Annotated in this window: 15 protein-coding genes and 1 pseudogene; 6 read left to right on the top strand and 10 right to left on the bottom strand. The window is 71.6% G+C overall.

Annotation, left to right across the window (positions count from 1 at the left end):
• Position 1: 1 nt before the first annotated feature.
• The 4 genes from ACIBAF_RS33060 to ACIBAF_RS33045 all read right to left on the bottom strand — a co-directional run bounded on the left by ACIBAF_RS33060 (position 2) and on the right by ACIBAF_RS33045 (position 5163).
• Complete coding sequence (locus ACIBAF_RS33060; RefSeq protein WP_399467947.1) at positions 2 to 1918, bottom strand: glycoside hydrolase family 127 protein; 1917 nt, start codon at positions 1916 to 1918, stop codon at positions 2 to 4.
• Positions 1919 to 1970: 52 nt separating this feature from the next.
• Positions 1971 to 2792: a carbohydrate ABC transporter permease gene (locus ACIBAF_RS33055; RefSeq protein WP_334574321.1), complete on the bottom strand. Its 822-nt coding sequence runs from the start codon at positions 2790 to 2792 to the stop codon at positions 1971 to 1973.
• A gap of 23 nt (positions 2793 to 2815) precedes the next feature.
• Entirely contained in the window at positions 2816 to 3778 is a 963-nt protein-coding gene (locus ACIBAF_RS33050) for a carbohydrate ABC transporter permease (protein WP_399467877.1), read from the bottom strand.
• 68 nt (positions 3779 to 3846) lie between these two features.
• Complete coding sequence (locus ACIBAF_RS33045; protein ID WP_399467876.1) at positions 3847 to 5163, bottom strand: ABC transporter substrate-binding protein; 1317 nt, start codon at positions 5161 to 5163, stop codon at positions 3847 to 3849.
• Positions 5164 to 5383: 220 nt separating this feature from the next.
• Here ACIBAF_RS33045 and ACIBAF_RS33040 point away from each other — a divergent pair, with 220 nt between their 5' ends.
• The 4 genes from ACIBAF_RS33040 (at position 5384) to ACIBAF_RS33025 (ending at position 13019) form a co-directional block, all read left to right on the top strand.
• Positions 5384 to 6412: a LacI family DNA-binding transcriptional regulator gene (locus ACIBAF_RS33040; RefSeq protein ID WP_399467875.1), complete on the top strand. Its 1029-nt coding sequence runs from the start codon at positions 5384 to 5386 to the stop codon at positions 6410 to 6412.
• Between the two features lie 691 nt (positions 6413 to 7103).
• Positions 7104 to 10364 carry a discoidin domain-containing protein gene (locus tag ACIBAF_RS33035; RefSeq protein ID WP_399467874.1) on the top strand — a complete coding sequence of 1087 codons (3261 nt, stop codon included), beginning with the start codon at positions 7104 to 7106 and terminating at the stop codon, positions 10362 to 10364.
• Positions 10361 to 11854: a family 43 glycosylhydrolase gene (locus ACIBAF_RS33030; RefSeq protein WP_399467873.1), complete on the top strand. Its 1494-nt coding sequence runs from the start codon at positions 10361 to 10363 to the stop codon at positions 11852 to 11854. Before ACIBAF_RS33035 ends, ACIBAF_RS33030 begins: the two co-directional genes overlap by 4 nt.
• Before the next feature lie 4 nt (positions 11855 to 11858).
• Positions 11859 to 13019, top strand: a complete 1161-nt coding sequence (locus tag ACIBAF_RS33025; protein WP_399467872.1) for an RICIN domain-containing protein — start codon at positions 11859 to 11861, stop codon at positions 13017 to 13019.
• Positions 13020 to 13099: 80 nt separating this feature from the next.
• Here the strand turns inward: ACIBAF_RS33025 and ACIBAF_RS33020 are convergent, their stop codons facing one another.
• The 4 genes from ACIBAF_RS33020 to ACIBAF_RS33005 all read right to left on the bottom strand — a co-directional run bounded on the left by ACIBAF_RS33020 (position 13100) and on the right by ACIBAF_RS33005 (position 17344).
• The gene (locus ACIBAF_RS33020; RefSeq protein ID WP_399467871.1) at positions 13100 to 14473 is read right to left on the bottom strand and encodes an alpha/beta hydrolase; all 1374 of its coding nucleotides are present in this window, start codon (positions 14471 to 14473) and stop codon (positions 13100 to 13102) included.
• Positions 14470 to 15276, bottom strand: coding sequence for a hypothetical protein (locus ACIBAF_RS33015; RefSeq protein WP_399467870.1), 807 nt, complete (start codon positions 15274 to 15276; stop codon positions 14470 to 14472). Before ACIBAF_RS33015 ends, ACIBAF_RS33020 begins: the two co-directional genes overlap by 4 nt.
• Positions 15277 to 15306: 30 nt before the next feature.
• Positions 15307 to 16455, bottom strand: coding sequence for a PP2C family protein-serine/threonine phosphatase (locus ACIBAF_RS33010; protein WP_399467869.1), 1149 nt, complete (start codon positions 16453 to 16455; stop codon positions 15307 to 15309).
• 130 nt (positions 16456 to 16585) lie between these two features.
• Complete coding sequence (locus ACIBAF_RS33005) at positions 16586 to 17344, bottom strand: IclR family transcriptional regulator (protein ID WP_399467868.1); 759 nt, start codon at positions 17342 to 17344, stop codon at positions 16586 to 16588.
• A 221-nt stretch (positions 17345 to 17565) separates the two neighbouring features.
• On the opposite strand from ACIBAF_RS33005, the gene ACIBAF_RS33000 reads away from it, so the two are divergent.
• On the top strand, positions 17566 to 18051 hold the full coding sequence (locus tag ACIBAF_RS33000; protein WP_399467867.1) for a hypothetical protein: 486 nt from the start codon (positions 17566 to 17568) through the stop codon (positions 18049 to 18051).
• A gap of 13 nt (positions 18052 to 18064) precedes the next feature.
• Complete coding sequence (locus tag ACIBAF_RS32995) at positions 18065 to 21418, top strand: CHAT domain-containing protein (protein ID WP_399467866.1); 3354 nt, start codon at positions 18065 to 18067, stop codon at positions 21416 to 21418.
• Between the two features lie 34 nt (positions 21419 to 21452).
• Here ACIBAF_RS32995 and ACIBAF_RS32990 read toward each other — a convergent pair whose 3' ends face one another.
• Together ACIBAF_RS32990 and ACIBAF_RS32985 are read right to left on the bottom strand one after the other, a co-directional pair.
• Positions 21453 to 22838, bottom strand: coding sequence for a hypothetical protein (locus ACIBAF_RS32990; RefSeq protein WP_399467865.1), 1386 nt, complete (start codon positions 22836 to 22838; stop codon positions 21453 to 21455).
• A gap of 391 nt (positions 22839 to 23229) precedes the next feature.
• Positions 23230 to 23367: pseudogene (locus tag ACIBAF_RS32985) on the bottom strand (esterase); the annotation flags it as partial.

Here is a 23367-nt window from a genome sequence, read left to right as displayed (position 1 = left end):
GCTACCTCCCGGGGGGCGCGGTCGGCGGTTGGGTCGTCGTCGGCAGCCACACGCGCATCGTCGAGGGCCCGCGGTTCGCCCAGGAGTGGTAGGGCACCAGCACGATGCCGGCGGGCTCGGCGGCGGGCTCGGCGACCTGGTCGAGCGGCTGGTACGGCCAGGGGTCCTCGGGCGGTTCTGCTGCTACGGCGGCGAGTTCGCCGGGGGCCACGACGGTGCCGTCGGGCCCGTCCTGCGGCTCGGCGGACGGATCCACCCGTACGGCGTCGACCTCGTGGCCGTCCGGCAGGTCCACGGACTCGGCGCAGTACACCAGCGGGCCGCGCTGGACGGCGAGGGCGCCGCGCACGGCGTCGATGCGCGGGTCGGGCCCGATCCAGCGCGGGGCCATGGGCAGTTCGAGCCGGATCTCCTCGCCGGGCCGGAAGAGCCGGGTGACGGTGGCCGTGCCCGGGGCGACGGCACGGCGTACGCCGTCGGGGTCGACCAGCCGGGCGGCGGCGCCCGCGGTCCACGCCGGGACGCGCAGCGACAGGGTCCACGGGCGGTCCGGGGACCGGTCGACCCGCACGGTCACGCTCCCGCCCGACGGATAGTCGGTGCGCACGCTCAGCGCGACGCCGTGGCCGCCCGCGAGGGAGGTGGTGATCTCCGCGTCGGCGTACTGGTGGAGTTGGATGCCGTGATCGTCCGCCGTCGCGAGGTAGGCGGGGAGCAGGGCCAGCGTTCGTGCCACGTTGGTGGGGCAGCACGACACCGCGAACCAGGGGGCGCGCAGGCTCGACTCGGCGCGCGGGCTGTCGGCGTCCGCGGACGGTACGGTGCCGCGGCGGCGCCGGTGCAGGGTGTTGGCGTAGAAGAAGGCCCGGCCGTCCTCGGACGGCGAGGTCGCCACGACGTTGAACAGGGTCCGCTCGGCCAGGTCCGCGAAGCGTGGCTCGCCGGTGGCGAGGAGCAGTCGCCAGCTGAGCATCACGGAGGCGACGGCGGCGCAGGTCTCCGAGTAGGCGCGGTCCGGCGGGAGGACGAAGTCGTCGCCGAAGGACTCGTCCCGGTGGTGCGAGCCCATGCCGCCGGTCAGGTAGGTGCGCCGGGCGACGGCGGCCTCCCACTGCCGTACGACGGCGGCGAGCAGGTCCTCGTCGCCGGTCTCCACGGCCACGTCGACGGCGCCGGCCGCGAGGTAGAGGGCGCGGACGGCGTGGCCGCGCAGCACCGTGGCCTGCCGGACGGGCAGGTCGTCCTGGTAGTAGGCGCGGCCGAACTCGGGGTCGGCGAGGGTGCCGTGGCCGCGGCGCTCCACGAACAGCGCGGCCTGGTCGAGGTAACGCTCCTCTCCCGTCGCCCGGGCCAGTTCGACCAGGGCCGTCTCGATCTCCGGGTGCCCACAGACCCGTTCGATGCCGCCCCGGCCGAAGGCGGTGCAGACATGGTCGGCGGCGCGCCGGGCGATCTTCGCCAGCTCGCCTTCGCCTTCGGTGCGGATCTGGGCCACGCCCGCCTGGATCAGGTGCCCGTAGCAGTACAGCTCGTGGCCCCATTCGAGGTCGCTGTAGCGGGGCTGCTGACCGGGGCGGCCGAAGGCGGTGCTCAGATAGCCGTCCGGTTCCTGCGCGGCGGCGATGGACTGCGTGAGCATCGGGTCGAGGTCGTATCCGGGCTGCCAGACCATGGCTTCGAGGAGCTTGTAGACGTCGGAGTCGGCGAACTCCCGGCCCCGTCGGTCCCGTTGGATCCTGCCCTCGACGGCGGCCCGGAAGTTGCCGATCCAGCCGACGCGTTCCATCCAGTCACGGCAGTGGTCGAGTGTGGCGGTGGCGTTGGTCTCCCGGCGCCGGGCCCAGAAGCCTCCGGTGATCCTGACCTCGTCCAGGCCCAGCGGGCGCAACCGCCCTGCGGTCGGTGCCACGGGCAGCATCGTCGACAACTCTCTGTTCTCGCTCACCCATTGATGCCTTTCATCCGGTTGGTCAGCCCTTGAGCGCGCCCGACATGAAGCCCCGCACGTAGTGCCGTTGCAGCAGCAGGAAGAGCAGGAGACAGGGCACGGCGAGGACCACCACGCCGGCCTCGGTGGCGCCGTAGTCGACGGCGCCCATGCTCTGCTGCCGCAGGTTGGCGACGGCCAGCGGCAGGGGCGCCTTCTCGCTGTCCGAGATGAGGATCAGCGGCGCGATGAAGTCGTTCCAGGCGGCGAGGAAGGCGAAGAGGCCCACGGTGATCAGTCCCGGCCGCACCGCGGGAAGGAGCACCCGGCGCAGCGCGCCGGCCGTGCCGCACCCGTCGACGAGCGCCGACTCCTCCAGTTCGCGCGGGACCGCCTCGAAGGCGATCCGCATCATGAAGGTGGCGAACGGCAGTTGGAACATGGCCAGCACCAGGCTCAGCCCGAGCAGCGAGTTCTGCAGATGGAGCCTGCCGAGCAGCACGTAGAGCGGGATGAGGAGGGTGGCGTACGGGACCATGAGGATGGCCAGGGTCAGCAGGAACAGCAGGTTCTTGCCGGGGAAGTCGAAGCGGGCGAAGGCATAGCCGCCGAGCAGGGAGACCCCGAGGGTCAGGGCGACGGTGAGCGCGGCGACGACGGTGCTGTTGCCGAGGTAGCGCCACAGGCCGGCGTCGTAGTCGAGCAGCGTGCGGTAGTTGCCCAGACCGTAGCCGGACTCCTGGGCCGTGCCGGGCTGGGCGCTGACCGAGGCCCAGGCGTTCCACAGCAGCGGGAAGAGGAAGATGACGGCCAGTCCGCCGGCGACGACGTAGTGGGGCGTCCGGCCGAGGGCTCGGGTGAGCACCGGTGTCTCCTTTCGCGAGCGGGTCATGACTCGTCGGCGCGGCGCAGCCCGCGGAACTGCAGGACGTTCAGCAGGAGCAGCGCGGCCAGCACGACGATCGACAGGGCCGCGGCGGTGCCGAGGTTGAGCCGCTGGAACGCCTCGCGGTAGATCAACTGCACGACGGTGACGGTGCTGTTGTCGGGTCCGCCCTTGGTGAGGACGAAGAACTGGTCGAAGGCGAGCAGTGATCCGCTCACGCAGAGGAGCAGGGACAGGGCGAGGGAGGGGCGCAGCAGCGGGAGGGTGATGGAGCGGAAGATCTGGCCGCGGCTCGCGCCGTCCATCCGGGCCGCCTCGTACACCTCGTGCGGGATGCGCTGGAGGCCGACGAGCAGGATCAGCATGTAGAAACCGGCGAACTTCCACACGACGAGGAACACCGTCGACAGCAGCGCGGAGGTCGGCGTGCCGAGGAAGGACACCGGGTCGTCGACGAGGCCGAGTTTCTCCAGCGTGCGGCTGAGCGGGCCGGTGGTGGGGCTGTACAGGCCCCAGAAGAGCAGGGACGCGGAGGCGAGTCCGAGGGCGCCGGGCAGGAAGTAGACCGTGCGGAAGAAGCCCGCGCCGGGTCGGGACTCCTGCACGAGCAGGGCGAGGAGGAGAGCCAGGCCCAGCAGAATGACCGTGACGATCACGGTGTAGAGGAGCGTGAAGCGGACGGCGGGCCAGAACAGGGGGCTGTCGCCGATGTCGGTGTAGTTCTCGGGGGCGTTGGCGCCCTGGTCGCTGGCGAGCAGCGGCCAGTCGCTGAGCGACATCTGCCCGACGAGGAGGAGGGGCAGCAGGAAGAAGACGGCGACGAACACGGCGGTGGGGGCGGCGTACCCGAGGCCCTGGATCTTGCGGGAGCGCCACCGGGGCGCGGCTGTTCGGGGTCGGCGGGCCGGGCGTGCCGCCGGGGCCTGGTGCTCGGCGGTCGCCCGGTCGGGCGCCTTGACCTGCATGGCTCTCCTCTGCCGGGTGACGTGGGAGGGGTCGTGCCGGGGTCCGGTGCGTCCGGCGCCGTGCCGTTTCAGTCGGCGAGGGAGGCGGTGACGGCCTTGTTGTCCTTCTCGACGGACGTGCCGTCGCCGAAGACGGCGTCGCGCATCAGGGACAGCCAGGGCCCGTTGGGGTCGTTGAAGGTCTGGCCGAACTTCAACGCGTACGGGGTGCGGCCGTCCGCCACGAGCTGGTTGATCGCGACCAGGCGGGGGTCCGCGGCGGAGTACTTGTTGGACGCGAGGTCGGTGCGCGCCACCACGTCCTTGTGCGCGGCGACCACGTTCACCTGCGCGTCGTCGCCCAGGGACCAGGCGAGGAAGTTCCAGGCCTGGTCGGCCTTCTTGCTGGTGGCGGAGATGCCGATGGCGTCGCCGCCGACGAAGGTGGACTTGCCGCCGTCGGGGCCGGGGATGGGCGCGACGCCGAGGTCCAGGTTCTTGGGCATCAGGCCCAAGGTCGTCGACGGCATGGGCATGACGCCGACCTTCCCCTTCGGGAAGACGCCGGTCCAGGTGGTGCCGGTCTCGTCCTTCGCGCCGGGGGCCACGATGCCGTCCTTCACCCATCCCCGGTAGGTGTCGTAGACCTTCTTGGCGGTGGCGGAGTCGAGCTCGGCCTCGGTGCCCTTCTCGTTCAGCACCTCCGCTCCCCCGGCCCAGATGGACGGCCACCAGGTGAAGACACCGCAGCCACCGCAGTTGCCGCCGAAGAAGGTGCCGTCCACGCCGCCGCCCAGCGCGTCCACGGCCCGGGCCTGCCGGTCCCACTCGGCGAGGGTGGTGGGCGGCTTGGCGGGGTCGAGTTTCGCCCGTCGGTAGAGGTCCTTGTTGTAGAAGAGCACCGACAGGTCGAGGGTGTGCGGGACGACGTACTTCTTGCCCTCGTACGTGCCGGCCTTGATGTGCGACTGGGCCAGCTTGTCGGCGAACGGCAGCGCGTCGATGCGCGCGGTGAGGTCGGCGAAGAGCCTGCTGGTGGTGTAGTTCGGCACGAACACCACGTCGGAGGCGAAGAGGTCGGGGAGGTCGTGGGAGCCGGCCGCGGCGCCGACCTTGGCCTGGTAGTCGTCGGTCGGGATGACGGTCAGTTCGATCTTGTTCTTGTGGTGCGCGTTGTAGGCCTTCACCAGTGCTTCGCTCTGCGGCCGGGTCGCGGCGCGGGTCCACATCGTCAGGGTGGCGCCGTCGTCGACGCCCGTGGCGTCCGCCGGCTTGCCCCCTCCCCCGCTGTCCGAGCCGCCGTCCCCCGACCCGCAGGCCGTGACCAGGCTCGCGGCGGCGAGGAGCGCGACGACGCCGGTGGCGAGCCGGCGGATGGGTCTACGTGGTCCGGTCGTGCTCCTCATGGCGATCCCCCTGAGTGTGGGCTCTGCGACGAAAAGGAACCGAAAAGGCTTTCTGAAAGCTAGAACTCGGCTCACTGCCCGTCAATCCCCTTGCACTGAGCGGCTGCAGAAGTTGCTGCACGGGCTCCACCGAAACCTGTGAAAACTCCCTGGACGCACCCCGGCCGAAACTTCTCGCGTACGGTTTACGACGCACGCGACGCGAGACAGGAGAACATCCATGACACCGGCCGTCGGCCCCTCTCGTTCGCATCCCGCCACACTCAGCGACGTCGCCCGGCTCGCCGGCGTGTCGATCGCCACCGCCTCCAAGGCCCTCAACGGCCGCAGCCAGGTGCGCGCCGAGACCCGGCAGCGGGTGATCGAGGCCGCCGAACGGCTGGCCTTCCGGCCGAACCAGCTGGCCCGCGGGCTGCTCGTCGGGCGGTCGGGCACCGTCGGCCTGCTCACCAGCGACCTGGAGGGCCGGTTCAGCATCCCGATCCTGATGGGCGCCGAGGACGCCTTCGGGGCCGGCGAGGTCGCGGTCTTCCTGTGCGACGCGCGCGGCGACGCGATCCGGGAGCAGCACCATGTGCGTGCGCTGCTCGGGCGCCGCGTGGACGGGCTCATCGTGGTCGGCAGCCGGACCGACCCGCGCCCGTCCCTGGGCCGTGAGCTGCCCGTCCCCGTGGTCTACGCGTACGCGCCGTCGGAGGATCCGGCGGATCTGTCCATCGTCCCCGACAGCGTCGACGCCGGCCGGATCGCGGTGGAGCACCTGTTGACCTGCGGCCGTACCCGGATCGCGCACATCACCGGCGACCCGGGGTACCTCGCGGCGCAGGAGCGGGCCGAGGGCGCCCGGGCCGCGCTCGCCGACGCGGGTCTGGCGCTGGTCGGCGAGCCGCGCTTCGGGGCCTGGTCGGAGGGCTGGGGGCGGGCGGCGACCGCGCTGCTGCTCGACCGGCATCCCGACGTCGACGCCGTGCTGTGCGGCAGCGACCAGATCGCCCGGGGCGTCATGGACGTCCTGCGCGAGCGCGGTCACCGCGTGCCGGAGGACGTGGCGGTCATGGGCTTCGACAACTGGCAGGTTCTGACCTCCTCCTCGCGCCCGCCGCTGACCAGCGTCGACATGAACCTGGAGCAGGTCGGCCGGGCGGCGGCCCACGCGTTGTTCACCGCGATCGGCGGAGGCCGGCGCTCAGGAGTGGAGACCGTGCGCTGCCGTGTGATCATCCGAGGCTCGACGGCACCGCTGTCCTGAGCCACGTCGTCCAGAGCGGCGCCGTCCCGACCCGCGGCGTCCTGACCACCACTCGTCCCGAGCCACGCCGTCCCGGACCACGCCATCCCGAGCCGTGTCGCCCCCGGGCCGCGTGGCCCCGGGGGCGGCGTGGCCCCGATCCGCACCACCCCGGGCTGTTATCCCGGACCACGCCGCCCCTGGCCGTGGCGCCCCGAGCGCCGAAAGTCCCAGGCCGTGCCGTCCCAGGCAGTGGTGTCCCGGGCCGCGTGGCCCCGGGGCCGCGTGACCCCGATCCGCACCACCCCGGGCTGCTGTCCCGGACCACGCCGCCCCTGGCCGTGGCGCCCCGAGCGCCGAAAGTCCCAGGCCGGGTCACGAGCCGCACAACCCCGGGCCGCGTGGCCCCGATCCGCACCACCCCGGGCTGTCATCCTGGGCCACGCCGTCCCTGGCTGTGGTGCCCCGAGCGCCGAAGGTTCCGGGCCGCGTCGTCACGGGCCGTGTCGTCCCGGGGCGTGTCGCGCTGTACGGCGTGGGCGGGGGGGGCGCGGGGGTTGACGCCATCTCTTGACACCTCATCAGCTCGCTCCTACGTTGCGAAAACCTTTTAGGTGAGTTTCCTTGCGCGCATGTCAGGCACATGACATGGCTCGCTGCTCGCTGCCCACCACCCGCCGCCCACTGCCCTCAACCGGAGAGGGAGCACCTCATGAAGCGCCTCCTCGTCGCCCTCGTGCTCATCCTCTGTTCCGTCTGTTCCGTGAACCCGGCCGCCGCCGCGCAGACCATCGGGTTCCCTACGTTCAACGGTCCCGCGATCCCGGCCCCGCCCGTCGCCTACACCCCGGGCGACATGATGCGGAGCATCTACGACGCGGAAAGTTCGGGAACCGATTTCTGGATGGACCGTCTGCTGGCCCGCTCCGGCAACGACCCCGCCGGGCCCTGGCTGATGAGCCGTGGGCGCGCGCTGTTCATGAAGACCCACGACCCCTCGGTCCTCGGCTTCGGGGGTCATGTCGCCTACTGGGAGAGCATCAACGACAACAACGCCTACACCGTCGCGATCAGCCCGGGCACGTTCACCGAACAGGTCTCCCAGCGCTGGCAGGCGCCCAGTTACTGGAAGAGCGTGCACACAGCCGGCTCGGTCGCGGTCACGCAGACCAAGTTCATCACCGACAACAACGTGGCCGTGACCAACCTGTCGATCAAGAACAACGGCAGCGCCTCCACCACCCTGCAGCTGCGGGCGACCTCGCCGTACGCCGCCTCGGGTTCCGGCAGTGAGCTGACCGGCCAGGTCAACGCCTACAACAACCTCACGACCATCCGCCCCCGGCTCACCGGCGACGGCTTCAGTGCCGCCAACGGCGGACTCAACCGCTCGGTGACGATCGCGGCCGGCGCCACGGTCACCGCCAAGGTGGTGATGGGCTTCGTCACCGACGAGATCCCCGAGTCGCTCACCGAGTACAACGCCTACGCCGGCTACTCCAACGCCACCGCCTTCGCCACCCATGTCAGGGCGTACAACCTGTGGTGGGCGCAGAACGTGCCGTACATCGACGTCCCCGAAGGCGCGATCAAGAAGAACATCTACTACCGCTGGTGGCTGATGCGCTTCAACAACCTCGACGCCGACATCCCCGGGCAGACCTTCCAGTTCCCGACGTCGACCGAGGGCGTCCTCGGCTACAACAACGCGATCGCGCTCACCCAGCCGATGCACATCGACGACCTCAAGTACCTGCGCAACCCGGCCTATGCCTACGGCGACTGGCTGAGCGTCGGCCAGGTGTCCAAGGGCGGCCGGTTCCTCGACAACCCCGGCGACCCGGAGAACTGGTCGAACAGCTACACCCAGTACATCGCCGAGGCCGCCTGGCGCAGCTACCAGATCCACGGCGGGCAGCCCGCGATCGCCGGCAACCTCGCGCACTATGCGGAAGGTGACGTCAAGGGCCAGCTCGCCTACTACGACCACGACAACAACAAGCTCATCGAGTACGACTGGGGCGCTCTGACGGGCAACGACGCCGACGCGGTCTCCTTCCACTGGAAGCCCGGCAACATGGACCGCGCGGAGTCCGCCTACCAGTACAGCGGCGCACTCGCCGCGGCCCAGGCCTACGAGGCGACCGGCAACACGGCCAAGGCGACCGAGATGCGCACGCTCGCGACGCAGATCAAGGACGCCATCGTCAACGTGCTGTGGAACCCCAACCGGCAGCTGTTCGAGCACCGACTGAAGTCGACCAACGAGTGGGTGCCCTGGAAGGAGATCAACAACTACTACCCGTTCTCGGTCGGGGCCGTCCCCAACACCGCGACGTACAAGCAGGCGCTGCGGCTGTACGACGACCCGGCACAGTACCCCGTCTTCCCCTTCTACACGGCCAACCAGGTCGACAAGAAGGCGGCGGCCGACGCCGGGAACCCGGGCTCCAACAACTTCTCCACCATCAACTCCACCGTCCAGTTCCGGCTCTACTCGTCGGTGTTGCGCAACTACCCCAACTCCTGGATGAACGCGACCGACTACAAGAAGCTGCTCTACTGGAACACCTGGGCGCAGTACATCGGCGGCAACACCCAGTGGCCGGACGCCAACGAGTTCTGGGCCGACTGGAACGGCAGCGGCATCGACTACCGCTCCTGGATCCACCACAACATCCTGGGCAGCAGCAACTGGACGGTGGTCGAGGACGTCGCCGGGCTGCGGCCCCGCAACGACGCGAAGGTCGAGCTCTCCCCGATCAACATCGGCTGGGACCACTTCACCGTCAACAACCTGCGTTACCGCAACGCCGACCTGAGCATCGTCTGGGACGACCCGGCCGACGGAGTGGTGCGCTACCCCGGTGTCCCCGAGGGCTACTCGATCTACGTCAACGGCAACCGGGCCGCGACCGTCAGCTCGCTGGTGCCGTTCACCTGGGACCCGGCGACCGGGGACGTGACCACGAGCGGCACGGTCACCTACCACACGGCCGTCGCCGGCCTGCAGGCCCCCAACCAGGTCGTGCAGAACAGCCCGCGGATGGTCGACATGCTCGCCAAGGCCGGCGTGGACCTGACCGGCGCCCCCACCAACCTGGCCACCGGGGCGACGGCGACGGCGTCGTACACCGGATCCGGCAGCAGCACCGCCGGCGCGGTCGACGGATACCCCACCAACGAGCCGTTCTGGGGTGCGGGCGGATCCGCCAACAGCCAGGACTGGTACGAGCTGAACTTCGGCGCCGCCCGCACGCTGAACGAGGTGCGCCTGTACTTCAAGGACAGCCGTCCGGCGAGTGCGACCTACCGGGCGCCCTCCGCGTACGCCATCCAGTACTACGACGGCAGTTCCTGGGTGAACGTCCCCGGCCAGACGAAGAGTCCCGCCGTACCGCGCGCCAACTACAACCTGGTGCAGTTCCCCGCGATCAACGCCCAGCGGGTGCGGGTTCTGGCCACGAACGCCTCCGGCGCGAAGACGGGCCTCACCGAGGTCAAGGTGTTCAACCGGGGCGGGGTCCAGCCACCGCAGCCACCGGCCAACCTGGCGACCTCGGCGACGGCTTCGGCGTCGTACACCTCCTCCTGGGAGAGCGTCGCCGCGGTGAACGACGGGATCGACCCGCCGTCGTCCAACGACACGGTGAACCCGCGCTGGGGGACCTGGCCGGAGACCGGACAGCAGTGGGCCGAGCTGACCTGGCCCGCCGCGCAGACCCTGAACAAGGCCGAGGTGTACTTCTTCGACGACGATCAGGGCATCGACATGCCGGCTTCCTGGAAGCTGCAGTACTGGAACGGCAGCGCCTACGTCGACGTGCCCGGCGCGAGCGGCTATCCGCTGGTGAAGAACCAGTACAACGCCGTCACCTTCACCGCCACGAGCACCACCCGGCTGCGGGTGCTGCTCACCGGCAACGGCACCAACTCCGTCGGCCTCCTCGAAGCAAAGGTGTACGGACCGTGACCCGTTCCAGATGCCTGTCCGCACTCATCGCCCTGCTCACCGTGGCGGTCGCCTTCCTCGTGGCGCCGCCCGCGTCCGCCGCCGTCGCGTTCACCTCGACCGGCGTGAACCAGAACGGCGGCAACTGCCTGGACCTGCCGGGCAGTTCGACCGCCAACGGCACCCAGTTGCGGGCGTTCGCCTGCAGTTCCGGCGCGAACCAGAGCTTCGGCTACACCCTGGTCTCCGGGACGAGTGACACCTACACGATCACCACGCAGTCCGGTCAGTGCGTCGATGTCTACGGCGCCTCGACGGCCGACGACGCGGCGATCATCCAGTGGCCCTGCCACGGCGAGGCCAACCAGCAGTGGCGGCTCGTGCCCGTGGCCGTCTCCGGCGCCGACAAGACCTTCAACCTGGTCTCGGTCGGCTCGGGCAAGTGCGTCGCGCCGAGCGGCGGGTCCTCGGCGTCCAACACCAACCTGGTGCAGCTGCCGTGTGCCGCCGCGAACGGCAGGGTGTGGCGGCTGCCCGCGTTCAGCGGCGGCGGCACCAGCCCGCACACGTTCACCAACCCGCTCTCCCAGCACGGCCCGGACCCGTGGCTCACGTACTACAACGGGTACTACTACCTGGCCACGACCACCTGGAACTCGACGGTCACCATGCGCAAGGCGAGCACCCTCGCCGGGCTCGCCACGGCCACCGACCAGGTGATCTTCAACCTCAGCCGGCCCAACGGCGCCGGCACGATGTGGGCGCCGGAGTTCCACCTGCTCGACGGTCCCAACGGGAAGCGCTGGTACTTCTACTACACGGCCGGGCGGGAGCCGTACGACCTGGGCACCCAGCGGATCCACGTGCTGGAGAGCGCCGGACTCGACCCGATGGGGCCCTACAGCTTCAAGGCCGACCTGCTCGACCCGACGCAGGACAACACCTGGGAGCTGGACCCGAGCATTCTGCAGCTCAACGGCCAGTTGTATCTGCTCGGCACCTTCTACAACGGCTCGCAGCCGATGTTCATCCGGCCGCTGTCCAACCCGTGGACCGCGAGCGGCACCCGCCGGGTGCTGTCGACGCCGACGTACAGCTGGGAGACGGTGGGCGGTGCGGTCAACGAGGGCGGCGAGGTGCTCCAGCGCAACGGCAAGACGTTCATCGTCTACTCGGCCAGTCACTGCTCCACGCCCGACTACAAGCTCGGCATGCTCACCTACAACGGCGGTGACCCGCTCAACTCCTCGTCGTGGGTGAAGTCGCCGAACCCGGTCTTCCAGCGCTCCAACGCCAACGGCGTCTACGGTCCCGGTCACAACGGGTTCTTCAAGTCGCCCGACGGGACCGAGGACTGGATGGTCTACCACGCCAACAACTCCGCGGGCGGTGGCTGCGACATGAACCGTACGACCAGGGCGCAGAAGTTCACCTGGAACGCCGACGGCACGCCGAACTTCGGCACGCCGGTGGCCCTCGGCGTCCCGCTGACCGCACCCTCAGGGGAGTAGTCCGATGAGACGATCTCGGTTCCTGTCCCTCTGGCCGGCCGTGCTGGCTGTCCTGATCGGTTCGGTCATGGGCACCGTCGCGAGCGCGCCGCCCGTCCACGCCGCGACGGCGTTCACCTCCACCGCGGTCAACCAGAACGGCGGCAACTGCCTGGACGTTCCGGGCAGTTCCACCGCCGACGGCATCCAGCTCATCCAATGGGCCTGCCACGGCGAGGCCAACCAGACCTTCACCTTCACCCCGGTCAGCGGGACCACCGACCAGTACGGCATCGGCACGTCGGCCGGCGGAAAGTGCGTAGACGTCAACGGAGCGTCCGGCGCCGACAACGCCACGATCGTTCAGCGGACGTGCGGCACCGGAGCAAGCCAGAAGTTCCGGCTCGTTCCCGTGACGGTCAGCGGGACGAACAACGTGTTCAGCGTGCAGGCGGTGCACTCCGGCAAGTGCGTCGCCCCGTCGGGCGACTCCTCCGCAGGCAACACCGGCCTCGTCCAGGTGCCCTGCACCAACGCGGCGTCGCGGACGTGGCGGCTGCCCAACTTCGCCGGCGGCGGGGGCACCCCCACCACGCCCCCGACCAAGACCGTCCGGGTGTACTGGCTGAAGCCCTCCGACGTCCCGTTCGACCAGCGATACCCCGACGGCATCGCCGGCGTGATGCGGGAGGCGCAGCGCTACTACCAGCAGGAGCTCGGCAAGACCTTCAAGCTCAACAACCCCGTGGTCGAGGTCGTCAACGGTGACCAGCCGCGGAGCTGGTACGAGAACACGCCCAACGGCGGTGACCGTTACTGGTGGGCCGTCACGAACATGCAGAACGAACTCGCCCGGAAGTTCGGCCTGAACAACCCCGACAGCCGTTGGCTCAACGTGGGCGAGATCAGCGCCGAGGGCGAGGGCGCGGGCGGGGGCGCCAGCCCCGGCTGGGTCGTCCTCAGCGGACACGACGCCGACGGCGCCGCCGGCACCAGCGGGCAGTCGATGAACCGCTGGTACGGCGGAATGGTGCACGAACTCGGCCACGCCTTCGGCCTGCCGGACTCGTCCTCGACCGACGGCACCCCGATGTCCGCGTCCTTCTACGACTACCCGAACACCCACTTCAACCAGAGCCAGAAGAACCAGATACTCAACGGCCCCTACGGGAGCTTCCTGTTCTGACGGCGACCGCCCCGCGGGCGAACAGCCGGAGCCGGTCATCGGCGGGGCATCGACGCGATGCCCCGCCGATGCGCGGTGTCCTACCTCAGCTCGGCGAGGAACGGCGCCAGGGTGTGGGTGAGGGTGTTGTGCGCGGTGTCCGCGAACAGCGGGTCGAGGTGGTTCATCCCGTCGTCCGTGGCGTAAGTGCCGTAGGGGATACGGGAGTCGGCGACGACTTCGCGGGCGGCCGAGACGATGGTGCCCTGGGCGTAGCTCGTCTGGAAGGCGTACAGCGGGGTGTCGAGGGACTCGGTGTGCCGCAGCCGCAGACCGAGCGAGCGGGCCAGGTCGGTGTCCGCGTAGGGGTCGGCGACATCGAGGTCCACCGACAGCCGGGCCGGCCAGTACCACTCCCACACGGCCGGTTCCGGGCCGCCCGCGTAGGCCGTCGCGACCCGGCTGATCGGTGTGATGCCGGTGTCGATCCACCCGCGTACGTCACCGCTGTCGGCGAGGCGCCCCGAGTGCACGGTGATGGAGTTGGGCCAGCCGAATCCCGCGTCCGCCAAGATGCCCAGCAAAGCGGCGTTGGTCACCGGGTACGGCGGCCGCAGGGCGTCGGGCAGCCGGGGTTGCAGGACCGAGCGGCCGGCCGGGTCGAGGCGTGCGTACCAGCCCGCGAGCTGGTACCAGATCTGGGTGCTCTCCGCCCGGGAGCCCACTCCGACGCCGCTCAGGGTCAGGTCGAAGACGGCGCCGCCGTCGATGGCCGCCAGGCGCTGCCGTACCTCGTCGGGGGTGTTGTGGACGGGCTCCCCCGTCCCGTCGAACGCCCCGCGCACCCCGCCGTCGACCAGGACGAGGGCCGAGAGGTCCCGGTGTCCGGGGCGGCCGTCGAAGTCCCAGGCCGCGTAGGTCATCGCGGTGGTGGCGCCCCAGGAGTGGCCGCCGAGCACGACCCGGCGGCCGCCGCGGGCGGCGGCGCATACGACCGTGTCCAGGTCCGCCAGGGTGCGGGCCAGGCCCCAGCCCGCCGCGTAGCCGGAGGCGGCGGGGTCCTGCGAGCGGTAGTGGCCGTCCAGGTAGTAGCCGACGGGGTCCGCGGTGGTGAAGCCGGAGCGGTCGGCGAGGTTCTCCTCACGCCGGTCGAAGGCCCACACCTGAACCCCGGGCACGGCGGCGACGAGGTCCCGGGCCACCAGCCGGAAGTCGCCTGCGGCCCCGAACTGGCCCGGGACCATCACCAGCACCGTGTGCGCCGTGTCGGGACCGATCTTGAGCACATGGACCCGGTCCGTACCGGCCGGGCCTCCGCCCGCGCCCACGGCCAGCGGAACGTACGGCTCCGAACCGACGGCCCCCCGCCGTCCGGTCTGGGGAGCCGCTGCGGCCGAACCGGTCAGGGCGGCGGCGAGGGCCAGGCCGCCGACCGTCCCGCCCAGCAGTGCCCGGCGCGACAGGCCCCGGGTCATGAGGCGCACCCGCCCACGCGCCGGGTGCTCAGCGCCACGTCGTCCATGCGGACGTCGTAGGCGGAGGGGGTCGGGTTCGCCTGGTACAGCTGCCAGCCCAGCTTGAGCTTGTCGAAGGTCGGGAAGACGAAGTCGTCGGCCGTGCCGCCGTGATTCTTCGTGGAGACCGTCAGGTCGGACTGCTCGACGCCGTCCTGGTAGACGGTGACGCGGTTGTCGGTCGCGTCGAGATGGAACTCGACGCAGGCCCAGGCGCCGGCGGTGGCGGGCGCGGACGTCTTCCAGTTCGTCCAGTCACCGGTGGGGCCCAGATCGGAGCCGACGCCCCAGAAGTTGCCCCGGTCGGTGGGGGCGTACTGGCCGCCCAACGGGCGTACCAGCGTGGGGGCGTCGGAGCCGGAGGCCTCGGCGACGGTCCAGTGCGCCCAGTCGGGGGCCGTGGGGAACCGGTCCACGCGCAGCCGCAGCCGGGCCCAGAAGCTGTTGCCGGCGGGGGCGAGGTCGTTCAGGACGAGGAAGGCGCGGCCGTTGCCTTCGGTGTGGAGCCGCAGTTCGCGGCCGTGGCCGGTGGTGCTGGGTTCGATGGTCAGCGAACCGTTGGACGTGTCGGTCGTCCAGCCGCGGCCCGCCGTGACCGGGCCGAGCGGGAGGCGGTCGAAGCTCTCCCTGACGAAGGTGCCGGGTGTTCCGTACATGTGCTCCGGTCCCTGCGGGACGGAGGCGGCCGAGGCGGTGGGGGGTATCGCGAGCAGCGCGGCCGAGGTGGCCAACAGCGCGGCGGCGATCTTCCGCATGCGTGTCATGGACCCAGTCTGCAACATCCGCCACAACGGTCACGCAGCCTGGTCCCCCAACAGCCTTCCGGGCAGCGCCTGTTGGGGAACGGCTGGGTCGGCGACGGCCGGCTTGCGGATCAGCAGCAGCGCCGCGTCGTCGTGCAGTCGGCCGCCGACATGCGCCAGCAGGTCGTCGTGGATCGCGTCGAGGGTGCGCGCCGGTTCGTCGGACAGGTGGCGGGCCAGGCCCTCGACGAGCGGGTAGAACTCGCGGTCGCGGTCGCGGGCCTCGATGACCCCGTCCGTGTAGAGCAGCAGTTGGTCTCCGTCGGCGAAGGGCAGGACCTGGAGGCTGGGCCGCTGGTCGGTCAGGGCGCGCAGGCCGAGGGGCGGGGCCGGGTGGGTGGCCTCCACCGCGGTGACGCTGCCGGACGCGCCGATGAGCAGCGGGGGCGCGTGACCGCAGTTCACCAGTTCCAGTTGGCCGGGCCGCGGATGTCCGGCGACCACGGCGGTGACGAAGTCGTCGGCGCCGAGGTTGCGGGCGAGGCTGCGCTCGATGCGGTCGACGACGGCCAGGAGATCGGGTTCGTCGTAGGCGGCCTCGCGGAAGACGCCGAGCACGAGCGCTGCGGTGCCGACGGCGGGCAGCCCCTTGCCGCGCACATCGCCGACGATAAGCCGTACGCCGTACGGGGTGGGCACCAGCGCGTAGAGGTCGCCGCCGATCCGGGCCTCCGCGGCGGCGGCGCTGTAGCGGACGGCCACCTCGAACGGGCCGACGGTGGCCGGGACCGGCCTGAGCAGCGCGTGCTGGGCGGCCTCGGCGACGGACCGGACGGCCGCGAGGACCCGTTCCCGGCGGGTGCGCAGTGCGCCGGCCAGGGCGCTCGCCAGTGTGACGGCCACCAGGGCGGCCAGGACGGCTCCGACCTCATGGCCGGGAGCGCCGTCCCGGGTGCCGAGCGCCGCGCCGAGGGCCGCGGCGAGGAGGCCGACGCAGAGGACTCCGCGCGGCCCGTTGGTGGTGGCGGCCAGCGCCGGTCCGGCCGCCAGCAGGGGCAGCCAGATCATCCCCGCCCCGCCGAGGAGGTCGGCGAGCACGACGACGAAAACGATCAGGACGGGTAGTAGGGCGCCTGCCCCTCGGTATCCGAACAGCCGCGTCGGGAAGTGGTCGCCGCCATGGTTCCTGGCCTGACTCATGCCTCGTCCGCAGTCCTCACCTGTGCGCCGGGCCGACCTGCATGTCGGCCGCTCATGAAATGTCCGCTTATCCTATGAAACGTGGTCGGCCCGTCCACTCACAAGGAGCAGGTTTTCAGATAGTGAACGATCAGCCGGTGAGGGAAAGACCCCTGGTCACGCGGCTCGCGGTCGGGATCAGCCGGGCCCGGATCTCCTCGAGCCTGGGCAGTTGGTCGGCCCGCAGGGACACGCCGAGCGAGCCGAGGGTGTCGCCGCTGTAGACGGGCACGGCGACACAGACCGTGCCGAGGGAGTACTCCTCCAGGTCCGTGACGGCCGGGGCGACGGGTGAGGCGTCCAGTCGCCGCAGCAGTTCGGGGGCGCTGGTGATGGTCCTCGGCGTGAGGTCGGCGAGGGGGTGACGCGACAGGTAGTCCTTGCGGGCCTCGTCGTCCAGCTCGCGCAGCACGGACTTGCCGAGGGCGGTGGCGTGGCCCGCGTCCTCGAACCCGACCCACAGGTCGACGCGGGGCGTCCGGGGGCCGTCGACGATCTCGGCGACCCGGATCTCGCCCTCCTCGTAGAAGGTGAGGTAGGCGGCGGTCGTGAGCTCGTCACGGAGCGCGGCGAGGGTGGGGCGGACCCGGCTGAGCAGCGCCTGTCCCCGGCCCGTGGTGTGCAGGTTCTGCAGCCGGTCCCCCAGGATGAACCCGCCGTCGGGCAGTTTCCGCAGGTAGCCGTCGTGGACCAGGGTCCGCAGCAGGTGGTAGGCGGTGGCCAGGGGCAGCCCAGTCTCGCGTGCCAGCTGTTTCGCCGGCGCGCCATTGTCGTGCGCGCTCACCGCCTCCAGCAGGCGGAAGGCCCGCTGCACGGAGGTGATGAGCGTGGGGCCGTCCTGCACACCCATAGGACCAGCGTGCGCCAGGCACCCGGCACAGGCAAGACACGCCCGGCCGCAACGTGACCGGATCGCGCCCCACCGGCAGGCCGGTGAACAGCGGTTTCTCCGGGGCCCGCACGACGCCGGTGTCGCCGGGCCCCCGCCACCGCCCGCGCCGTCGCCCGCCAGTTGCATGTCATGTGTCCGACAAGCCCCACAACCGCAGCCCGAAGAGCCACAATCGGACCATGTCACCACACGATGATCTGACGAAGGCGATCGACGCGCTCTCCGACGCGGAGGCCGTCCGGGCGCTGGCGGTGCTGCTGGAGGATCGCGGGCTGCTGTCCTCGGCCGAGGACCTGCCCGCGACGGACGAGGAGTTACGGGGCGCGGTCGACGCGGCGGATGCGGCGGAGTACCTGCCGCCGGGGCAACCCCCGGTCGCCGAGGGCGACTTGGCGCGCGCCGCGCTGGTGTACGCGGCGCAGCAGGAGGAAGGCGGAGGGGTGGTCGGCGAAGCCGTCGCGTACGCGTCGTCGTCGATCGACCGCTTCGACCCCGTGGTCGTCCCGGTCGGTGTCCTGGTCGTCACCCTCCTGCAGACGGAGGTCGTCGTGAAGCGGGATCCGCGCGGCAGATGGAGCCTGACCGTGCACAAGCGGGCCCTGCGGGACGCGGCCATGGGCCGCCTGCTGACGGCACTGCTCTCCCACTTCACCAGCGGCAAGTAGCGCGGGGCCGGCCGTGACGGTTTCGGTGCGGGAGCCCTACGCCTGGCGGTGCGAGCAGTGCGAGCGGCCCAGCCGGGCTCCGGCCTGGCGCATCGTCGACGCCCGTGAGCGCGCCGACGTCCTGGAGAGCCCCGGCGATCCCGAGGGCTTCGGTCCCGGCCTGTCCTGGGTGGACTGCCCGGACTGCGGCGCCCGGGCGCACATCGAGGCGCCGGTGCTGGTCCTGCGCCCCGGGACGACGGCCCCGGCGCTGTACGCGACCTCCGTCACGGAGCTCCAGGGGGACGTGACGACGTCCGCGCTGCCCGTGCTGGAGCAGGCCGCGAGCGCCGGGGCCTTCCGCGGCGACCCCGTCGCCGGACAGGTGATCCCGCTGCCGCGCAGGCAGCTGCCGTTCGTGCTGGCCCGCGACCTCGACCGGGACCTCGCCGATCCCGAGCGGGCCGCCCGCGAACTGGCGTCGTATGGGACTCCGACGGTCGCCAATCACCGGGCCTTCCTCCTGTACCTGGCCGATGGGTTGAAAAAGGCACAGGTCGGCGAGCTGCTGCGCGCGGTCACGGGCAGTCTGCCGGACCAGCTCGCCGAGCTGGTCCGCACCCACCCGGAGCTCACCGAGGACACACGGGTGCGCGACGCCGGGCGCAAGGAGCTGAGCGCTGCCGCGGGCACCCCGCTGGAGCCGACGCTGCGCCTGCGCCAACGGCTCCTGGACGACCTGTGCGACAGCGAGCTGCCTCCGGGAGCGGTCCTGGAGCGCTACTTCGCGTCCCTGGGCGACTTCGCCGGCGATCTACGGGTCCGGCTGTACTCGATGTACGACGCGGTGCGTGCCTCCGACGCTCTGGAGGCGATCCCGCTCAACCGCGAGGCGCTGGCGCTCGCCGAACAGCTCGGCGAGGAGCCGGTGGAGACGGAACTCGCCGCCCGGCTCGGCGAACGCCTCGTACGCGCCGTGCACGCCGGCCTCGACGTCGAACTGTCGGAGGCGCTCCACGTGTTGGAGCACGCGTTGGAGCGGCTGCCCGAAGGCGGCCTGGAGTGGATCCAGGTGGCGAACAACCTCGCCACCGCCCAGCACCTCCGCGACGACGGCGACCGGCTGGAGTCCTGGGAGACCGCCTGCGATCTGCTCGCCCGCGCCACCGCCCTGGACCGCCGCGCACATCCCGAATACTGGGCGCGGATCCAGACCAACTACGGACTGCTGCTGGCCGAACGCCCGGGCGGTGACGCCGCCGACCTCACTGCGGGCATCGACCACATCAGGGCCGGGCTGGAGGAACGTTCCCCCGAGCGCGGTCGGGTGAACTGGTCGTACTCCCTGCTCAACCTGGGGCTGCTGCTGCACCGGCGCGCCGAGCCGGACGACGTCCGGGAGGCGGAGCGGTGCTACCGGGACGCCCTGCGCCACCTGCGCCCGGGGGACGACCCCGTGCTGTGGTCCCGGCTGCAGTGCAATCTGGCCGACGTGCTGCTGACCGGCGACGCTCCCGACCCGCACGGCGCCCGGGAGGCGGCCGGCGCCGCACTCGCCCTGGAGGCCTCGCACCCGGGTCTCGTCGACACCGCTCGCCTCCGCTGGCTGCTGGCCCGGGTCGCCGACCTCCTCGACGGGCCGGGCGGCGCCGAGAGCCTCCGGCTGTGCCGTGCGGCCCTGGCCGCCGCCCCGCCGCTCGTCTCCCCGTCCCTGCACCTGTCCATCGCCCGGCAGGTACTCGACGCGCTGGCCACGGCCCAGGACTGGACCGGCGCGGCGGACGTGGCGCAGGACATGCTGACCGCCGTCCACGCGCTCTACGACGCCCAGGTCACCGCCGCCGGCCGGCGGAGCGTGCTCTCCCAGGCGAAGCGCGTCGCCCGCTGGGCCGCGTACCTGCTGGCCCGCGCGGGGCGCCCGGAGCGCGCGGTCGAGGCGATCGAACGGGGGCTGGCCTGCGAACTGTCGGTGGTGGCCGGGCGCGGCGCGGTGGACCTGGCGGCGCTGGAGCAGGTGGACCCCGCCCTGGTCCGCCGCTACCGGCGGGCACGCGAGCGGTACGGGTCCCTGGTCGCGGAGCCGGCCGCGGCCCCGCCCGGCGGTCCGTCCACCGGGTTCGCGCCCGTGGCGGGCGCGCAGGCGGCGGCGGAACGGGCCGTGCGCACGGTGATCGAGGAGATCCGCGCGATCCCCGGCTTCGAGGGGTTCCTGCGCACCACCGAACTCGCGGACATCGTGGGCGCCGCCGACGGCACGCCGCTCGCCTACCTGGTGAACGCGCCCTGGGGCAGCTATGTCCTCGTCGTCCACGACGTGTACGCCGTACGCGCCGTCCCCGTACCCGAGGTGAGCAGCACCTCGATCGTCCACCTGCTGACCGTGGACACGGCCGACGCCGGCGTGGGACTGCTCGTGGTCCAGCAGTTCGGGACGCTCAAACGCCACCGGGTGCTCCCGGCGGCCCTGGACCGGCTGCGGGCCCTGGCCCCGCTCCTGCGGCCCGTCGCCCGGCTCCTGGCGGAGGATCTTCGGCACGAGGCCGTCGTCGTGCCGACCGGGCTGCTGGGGCACGTACCGCTGAACGCCGTACCGCTCGGCCCGGAGACCGACGAGGTGCTCGACGATCTCGGGACGGCGCTGCTCACCCCGTCGGCCGGCGTGTACGCCGCCTCTCGTGCCGCAGCCGCGCGGCCGGCGCCCCCGGCGCCCCGGCTGGTGGCCGTGACGGACCCCGACGGTTCGCTGCCCGGCGCTCGCAGCGAGCTCGCCGAGATCCGGACGCTGTTCGAACCACGGGGCGAGACGGTCTGCGCGCTGGGGTCCGACGCCACCGTGAACTGGCTGCTCGACCATCTCGCCGAGGCGACGCACCTCCACCTGGGCTGTCACGGCAGCGCGGACTTCCGCGCCCGGGGCGGCTCACTGGAGCTCGCCGACGGCCGCTTGGACATGGACACGCTGGTGCGGCGCCAACTCCCGCACTGCCGCGTCGCGGTGGCCGGAGCCTGCCAGTCGGGCCACTACGAGATCGTCGAGACCCCCGACGAGTTCGTCGGGCTCCCGGCCGGTTTCCTCCAGGCGGGAGCCGCCTGCGTCGTCACCAGTCTGTGGCAGGTGAGCGACGTGGCGACCGCCCTGCTGATGACACGCCTCTACGAACTGCTCGCCCCCACCGCCGCCTCACCGGGGGAACTCCCCGCCCCCGCACTGCGCCACTCCAGGACCTGGCTGCGCCGTCTCACCTGGGACGGCCTCGCCCGGTACACCGCCGCCCACCCCCATCTGGCGGCCCTGACCCGGCGGTTGGCCCCGCCCGCGACCGGCCGGGACGCGTGCCCCTTCGCCTCGCCGGTCCACTGGGCGGCCTTCACGGCGTGGGGGGTGTGAGCTCACCGTGCACGGCGCGAGCCCGGGCCCTCCCTCAGTCCCTCAAGGTCGGTCCGAACTCGTCGAGCGTGAAGTGGGAGAGCGGGCTGATCGGCGATTGCGGTGCGCTGACCTGCATGAACGTATAGCGTCCGCCGGTGAGCCCCGAGACGGTCACCGTGGCCGGGGAGCGCGCTTCGGTGCCCTCGACGCAGCTGGGCTCGCACACCCGCTCCCACTTCCACCCGGTGGCGGTCGCCGTCTCCTCTCCCCAGTTCGTCCAGGTCAGGTTGTCGAGCATGCCTGCGCCGTCGCCGCAGAACAGCAGCAGCTCGATGGGTTCGACGAGGGTCTTACCCGCACAGTCGGCGATGGCGCCGGGCTGTCTGGTCGGCTGCGTCTCGACGGGCGTCGGCGCCTCGGCGCTGGGCTCCGGCAGATCCGTCACCTCGTCCTGCGGCGGGACCGACGGCTCCGGGGACTCGCTGTCCGCACTCCAGGTCGGTTCCGGGGTTGGTTCCTGGAGTGTCGGGGCGTTCGGCGACGGTGTGACGCGGGTGAGGGGACCGCTGTCCCGGCCCGGGGCCAGGACGACGAGGGCCACGGCGATCACGGCGACGAGAGCGAACACCGCCAGGGCGGCGAGCCAGAACCGGGGCGAGGCCGGCGTGGGCGTGGGCGTCGGCGGCACGTCGATGGGGGTCGGCGGAACAGACGACGGAACAGACGACGGGTCGGGCTGCGGAACCAGGTCGGTCGGGTCCGCGGTGCGGGTGCCCGAGGTCGCGCCCGGCTCCGGGACGGGCGTCTTCGGCACGACCGGCTCCGGCACGAGCGTTTCCGGCACGCCCACCTCTGGTACGACCACCTCCCGGCGGGTGATCAACTCGTACACCGGCGAAGGCCAGGGACGCGTGGTGGGCGTGAGCGGGCCGATGGTCTCCAGCAGTTGGCGGGGGGTCGGCGGGGCGGCCGACTCCTCGGCCAGGCAGCGGGCGACGACCTGGCGCAGCCTGACCGGGAGCACACCCACGTCGGGATCGAGTTCGAGGGCGGGCTCGGGGGCGGGTTCCAGGGCGCGTTCGACGGACGGGCCGGTGTCCGGGGCCGGCGACGCGGTGGGGGCGGTGGCACCGCGTCTGCCGGTGTACGCCGTGGCCAGCAGCGTGCCCAGGGCGGCCATGTCCGTGGACGGCTCGTGCGGCCCGACCGGGTGGCCGCCCATACCGGTCAGTCGGACACCCTGCTTGGTGAGCAGCACGGTGGAGAGCCTGAGGTCGCCGTGTCCACGACCGGTCTGATGCAACCCGGCCAGGACACCGGCGAGTTGCGCGGCGATCCACAGCACCGACTCCTCCGGCAGCCCGCCGGTGGCGTCGACGGCCTCCGCCAGCGAGGGCCCGACATCCCGCACCGACCCAAATGTGCTGGTCACCTCCATGCCGGTGTCCTTGCGTGACGGCTGACCGTCACGCTGGAACCACGTCGGTAACCGGGGCCTCCCGGTGCCCACCGTGTCGGTCACCACTGTTCGCTTCATCCTGTCCCCCGAACCAGACGAACCAGAGAAAACCTTCCACCCACGAGTGTGGCCACGGGCACCCCACACGACAAGGGGCGCCCGCCCCGGTCGGCTACGTGAGGGAGCCGAGGTCGTGCGCGCAGGCGCCCACGGCATGGGCGATGACGCAGCGCGACGTCGAGCAGTCCGGCGGAGCCGGAGGCGTCGTCGTTGCGTCGATGTTGGAGGTGGGCGAGCCGGCGGCGACTGTCCACGGTGACGCGGCGATCGCGATCTCGCACGATGACCGCGATCCCCTGCGGCGCAGCCCTCAGGCTGTCGCGAACGCCCTGCGCAAGGTGTTGATCGCCTGCGTGATGGCGGCTTCGGCGGCGTACGTCGAGCGCAGGGCGTTGAGCATCACGAAGTCGTGGATGATGCCCTGGAAGCGCACCGCCGTGACGGGCAC

The organism is Streptomyces sp. NPDC051677 (assembly GCF_044453465.1).
Taxonomy (GTDB): Bacteria; Actinomycetota; Actinomycetes; order Streptomycetales; family Streptomycetaceae; genus Streptomyces.
This window is presented reverse-complemented; position numbering and strand designations above follow the sequence as displayed.